This is a genomic window from Curtobacterium flaccumfaciens, from assembly GCF_051548005.1.
Classification (GTDB): Bacteria; Actinomycetota; Actinomycetes; order Actinomycetales; family Microbacteriaceae; genus Curtobacterium.
Genome location: NZ_JBPUGH010000208.1, coordinates 1 through 4,662 on the forward strand (window position 1 = coordinate 1; position 4,662 = coordinate 4,662).

Here is a 4,662-nt window from a genome sequence, read left to right on the forward strand (position 1 = left end):
CCGCCCGCTCGGTGCGAGGTTGCACGCACGGTGGGAGGTGCACGCCGCCCCACCATGTGCGGGACCTCGCACCATCGGGTGAGCCCCTCGCACCGTGCGAGGGGCTCGGGCGGATGCGACCCGGCGACGTCAGGCCGCGCGGTGCTCCTCGACCGGGATTTGCTCGGTGTCCGCGGCCGGGTTCGATGCCGTGCTCGCGTCGGCCGCCGGGGTCGTGCCGGGCCGGATCAGCTCCGGACGTCGCCGGGAGCGGAACACCCAGGCCTTGAACAACACGAACCGGACCAGGGTCGCGAGCAGGTTCGCACCCGTGAGCACGACGATCTCCGTTCCGTGCGTGGCGCCGGGGGTCGTCGCGTGCAGGACGACGAGCGACCCGGCGGTGATCGCCCAGGCGATGCCGAACACGACGAGCCCCTGCACGTGGTGCTTCCCGGCTCCGGAGCGCCCTCGCACGCCGAAGGTGAAGCGACGGTTGAGCGCCGTGTTCCCGATCGCAGTGAGCAGCAGCGCGAGGAAGTCCGCCGTCTGCGCCCCGATGGCCGGCCGCAACAGGGCGTACAGCACAGCGAAGGCGATCGTGGACAGCACGCCGATCGCGCCGAACCGCAGGACCTGCCCGACGATCCCGACGTGCGGCGGGGTGAACGGCCGGCGTCCGATCGCGTCGTAGACCGGGGTGATCGCGATGCGTCCGGTCGCGAGTCCGCGCGACACCCGCCACATGCCCTTGAGGTCCTCGGTCGCGGTCGAGGCGATGTGCACCGACGAGTTGACGTCGTCGACCCAGTCGACCGGGACCTCGTGCACCCGGAGTCCGGCGTGCTCGGCCAGCACGAGCAGCTCCGTGTCGAAGAACCACGCGTCGTCCTCGCAGAGCGGCAGGAGGTGCTGTGCGGCCTCGCGGGTCACGGCCTTGAACCCGCACTGCGCGTCGGAGAAGTCGACGCCCATCGTCGTCCGGAGCAGCAGGTTGTACGAGCGGGAGATGAACTCGCGCTTCCCGCCACGGACCACCCGGGACGACCCCGCGAGACGCGTGCCGATGGCGAGGTCCGAGTGCCCGGACAGCAGGGGTGCGACGAGCGGTTCGAGGGCGGCGAGGTCCGTGGACAGGTCCTCGTCCACGTACACGAGCACCTGCGCCTCCGATGCGCCCCAGACCGCCTTGAGCGCGCGGCCGCGTCCCTTGAGCGGCAAGTGCACGGCCCGGACCTCCGGGAGCATGGCCGCGAGGTCGTCGGCGATGCGCTCGGTGTCGTCGCTCGACGCGTTGTCCGCGATCGTGATCCGCCAGGTGTGGTGCAGCGAGGTGCGGCAGAAGGTGTGCAGCCGCCGGACGTGCGTCGCGAGCGTGTCCTGCTCGTTGTAGCAGGGGACGACGATGTCGATGTCGAGGGTCTGGTTCGTCTCCGTCATGCCGATCAGGTTCGGCAGCCGGCTCATGCGCACCGCAGCAGGACCCTGTGGCGGCCCTAAGAACGACGGTCAGGCCCCGCTGGTGAAGCCTGTTCGGGGCTGATATGCTACTTCCGCTCGCTGCGTTGAGCTTCGAGAAGTGGACCCGAGACCCATCCGGACGGTTGGGCGCTCGGGTTTCGCGCTTTCGGGGCACCCAGCCGCTCCCGATCGCTGCGCGTCATCACACGTCTTCGATCGTCACCGCTCCGGCTCGGCGTCGCCACTCACCCCCTTTCGCCCAGGCCCAGCCGATCGCATCAGGCAGCGCGAGCAGCGGTTCGACCGCAGCACGTTCGTGGCGGTGGTTCACGGCCTTCGGTCGGACGGCGTGCAAGGTCTCGACGATGCATTGCCGATCCTGGCGCTGGAGGGTTTCATCGAGCTCGAAGCAGATCTCGTCGATGCCGTTGTCCACCGACCACCGGATCAGGCCAGCGACGCATCGACTTCGACGCTCTCGGTCCGACCGTCCGTCCTTCGGTGCCCTGACGATCACCGTCGAGGTGGTGAAGTCGGACAGTGCATCCAGCACGTACCGTCGTCTGCGATCGCTCTCCTTCCGCATGTGCAGTCGACTCTGGCCCGGGAGGATCATGGAACGCACGGTGCCCCGGGCGTGGTGCAACGAACCCGAGTCGAGTGCGACGGAGACGAGGAGGTAGTCCTTCGCCTTCGACTCGTCCACGTACGCGTGGCGTCGCGTCCTGCCGGTCGTGTTCATCGCCGCCCCTCCACGGCGTACAACACTACATATCGGTGATCAGCACCTGCACCACGGCGATCAGGGCGAGTACGACGATCGGGACGCCCGCGATCCACAGCCCGGCGCGCATCTGTGTCCGCCGGATCGTCGGTGCCGCGTGCGAGGTCTGCGCGAACCGGGTCGCGGCGACGAGCTCCGGAGCTGCCGCGGGCGGCTCGGGCTCGGGCTGGGGTCGGTCGTCCTCGAACGCCGGGACCTCGACGACGAGGTCTTCGGCACGAGCGCGACGGGGCAGTCGCGTGAAGTCGTTCGTCATGGTTCCCCCGTCCGTTGTCCGCAGCGTACCCGAACGGCTCAGGAGGACGCGGGTAGCTCGACCGTGAACGCGGTGCGCCCCGGTCCGGAGGCCACCCTGACCGTTCCGCCGTGCGCCGAGGCCACGGCCTGCACGATCGCCAGCCCGAGGCCGCTCGTCCCGTGCTCCCGAGACCGCGACGCCTCGCCGCGGGTGAAGCGGTCGAACAGGCTCGGTAGGAGGGCGGGGTCGATCGTCGGGCCGTCGTTCGCGACGACGAGTCGTACGGAGGGCTGTGCTGCTCCCGGTACGCGACGCAAGGACACCACGACGGCCGATTCGTTCGGGGTGTGCTGCGCGGCGTTCGAGAGCAGGTTCCGCACGAGTCGACGCAGCTGTGGCGCGTCGCCGTCCATGATCACGGGATCGTCGTCGACGTCGAGCGCCCAGCGGTGGTCCGGGGCCGTCGTGCGGGCGTCCATCGCCGCCTCGACCACGATCGAGGTCAGGTCGATCGCGTCGACGGCGAGCGGCGGGGTCCCGGCGAGCGCGCGGGCGTCGAGCCGGGCGAGCAGCAGCAGTTCCTCGACGAGGTCACCCATGCGGACGGCCTCGGTCACGATCCGCCCGACGTTCGCGTGCACCGCGTCGATGTCGGTCGAGGTCGTCGAGAGCTCGGCGTAGGCCCGGACGGTGGCGATCGGCGTCCGGAGCTCGTGCGAGGCGTCGGCGACGAAGGTCCGCATGCCGGCCTCGGCCTCCCGGCGGACGGTGAGCGCCCGGCCGACGTGGCCGAGCAGGCGGTTCAGCGCGGTGCCGACCTGCCCGACCTCGCGGTTCGCGGTGAGGTCGGCCACGGCCACACGGGCGGTGATGTCCGTGTCGCCACGTTCGAGGTCGAGCGCGGCGACGTCGGTCGCGACGCCGGCGACGTGCTCGAGCGGTCGGAGTGCCCGTCGCACGGTGAGGGCCAGGGCCCATGCGGCGACGAGGAGACCGAGCAGGGTGACGCCGCCGAAGACCAGGGCGAGCCGGGTGATGGTCGAGTCGAGCGCCCCGAGGGGGAGCGCGGTGACGAAGACGTCCCCGCCGCTGCCGACGGCCTGCGCCCGGTACGCGCCGAGCGCTCCGAGCCGGACCGTGACGGGCGTGCCGTCGCGGTCGATCGCGGAGAGCGTGCGCTCCTGCGCTGCGGTGAGTCCGTGCTGCCGACCCTCGCTGTCGGTGTACCCGGCGAGCACGGTGGAGCCGGAGCGGAGGACGGCCACGACGGTCCCGGCGGCCTGCCCCGGCGCACCGATGAACTCGTTGTCCGGGTCTGGCTGCCCGGCAGCGGAGCCAGACGACGGCACCGACCCCGACCCCGACCCCGGCGGTCTCCCGTCCCCGACGACCCGCCCCGCGGCCGTGGCGAGCTCCGCGTCCAGCCGCCCCACGAGGTACTCCCGGAACGCCACGACGGTGACCGCCCCGACGACGACGTTCGTGACGACGAGGAGCAGCGCGACCGCCCCGACGATCCGCCACCGCAGCGAGGGCGCCCGCGCGGGGCCCGCCCGGTCGGCTCCCGCCCGCCGCATCCCGCTCACGTCGTCGGGCGGAGCACGTAGCCGGCCCCGCGGACGGTCTGCAGCATGGGCTCCCGGCCGGCGTCGAGCTTCTTGCGGAGGTACGACACGTACATGTCCACGAGGTTCGACGACGCGCCGAAGTCCATGCCCCACACGCTCGCGAGGATCTGCTCCCGCGACAGCACCCGGTTCGCGTTCCGGGCGAGGTGCCGCAGCAGCTCGTACTCGGTCAGCGTGAGTTCGAGCGGGTCGCCGGCCCGGGCCACGGTACGGGCGTCCTCGTCGAGGTGCAGGTCGCCGACGACGATGCCCGCCGGCCCCGTCGAGGCGACCCGGACGGAGGTCCGGACGAGGATGCGCGCCCGGACGAGCAGCTCCTCGATCCCGAACGGCTTGGTCAGGTAGTCGTCACCGCCGCCGGTGAGTCCGGCGAGCCGGTCCGCGGGGGCGTCCCGCGCGGTGAGGAACAGCACGCGGACGTCGTCACGGGCGTCGCGGAGCCGTTCGAGCACCTCGAACCCGTCGATGTCCGGCAGCATGACGTCGAGCACGATGACGTCGGGCTGGAACTCGCGGGCGGCGAAGAACACGTCCCGGCCGCGGTGCACGGCACGCACGGACCAGCCGTCGCC

5 protein-coding genes are annotated in these 4,662 nt (G+C 71.6%); all 5 read right to left on the minus strand.

The features are described 5' to 3' along the window. Positions 1-129 precede the first annotated feature (129 nt). Positions 130-1,419: a glycosyltransferase gene (locus ACSW7Y_RS16275; RefSeq protein WP_438127283.1), complete on the minus strand. Its 1,290-nt coding sequence runs from the start codon at positions 1,417-1,419 to the stop codon at positions 130-132. 223 nt (positions 1,420-1,642) lie between these two features. After that, complete coding sequence (locus ACSW7Y_RS16280) at positions 1,643-1,876, minus strand: hypothetical protein (protein WP_438127284.1); 234 nt, start codon at positions 1,874-1,876, stop codon at positions 1,643-1,645. Between the two features lie 331 nt (positions 1,877-2,207). Next, positions 2,208-2,480, minus strand: coding sequence for a hypothetical protein (locus ACSW7Y_RS16285; protein WP_438127285.1), 273 nt, complete (start codon positions 2,478-2,480; stop codon positions 2,208-2,210). 38 nt (positions 2,481-2,518) lie between these two features. After that, the gene (locus ACSW7Y_RS16290) at positions 2,519-4,039 is read right to left on the minus strand and encodes a sensor histidine kinase (protein ID WP_438127287.1); all 1,521 of its coding nucleotides are present in this window, start codon (positions 4,037-4,039) and stop codon (positions 2,519-2,521) included. 5 nt (positions 4,040-4,044) lie between these two features. After that, a partial coding sequence (locus ACSW7Y_RS16295; protein ID WP_438127286.1) for a response regulator transcription factor occupies positions 4,045-4,662 on the minus strand: 618 nt, incomplete at its 5' end.

What these genes read in the sequence shown, in the direction of transcription:
- ACSW7Y_RS16275 (WP_438127283.1), bottom strand. Translation starts at nt 1,419, where the DNA reads ATGACGGAGACGAACCAGACCCTCGACATCGACATCGTCGTCCCCTGC.
- ACSW7Y_RS16285 (WP_438127285.1), bottom strand. Translation starts at nt 2,480, where the DNA reads ATGACGAACGACTTCACGCGACTGCCCCGTCGCGCTCGTGCCGAAGAC.
- ACSW7Y_RS16290 (WP_438127287.1), bottom strand. Translation starts at nt 4,039, where the DNA reads ATGCGGCGGGCGGGAGCCGACCGGGCGGGCCCCGCGCGGGCGCCCTCG.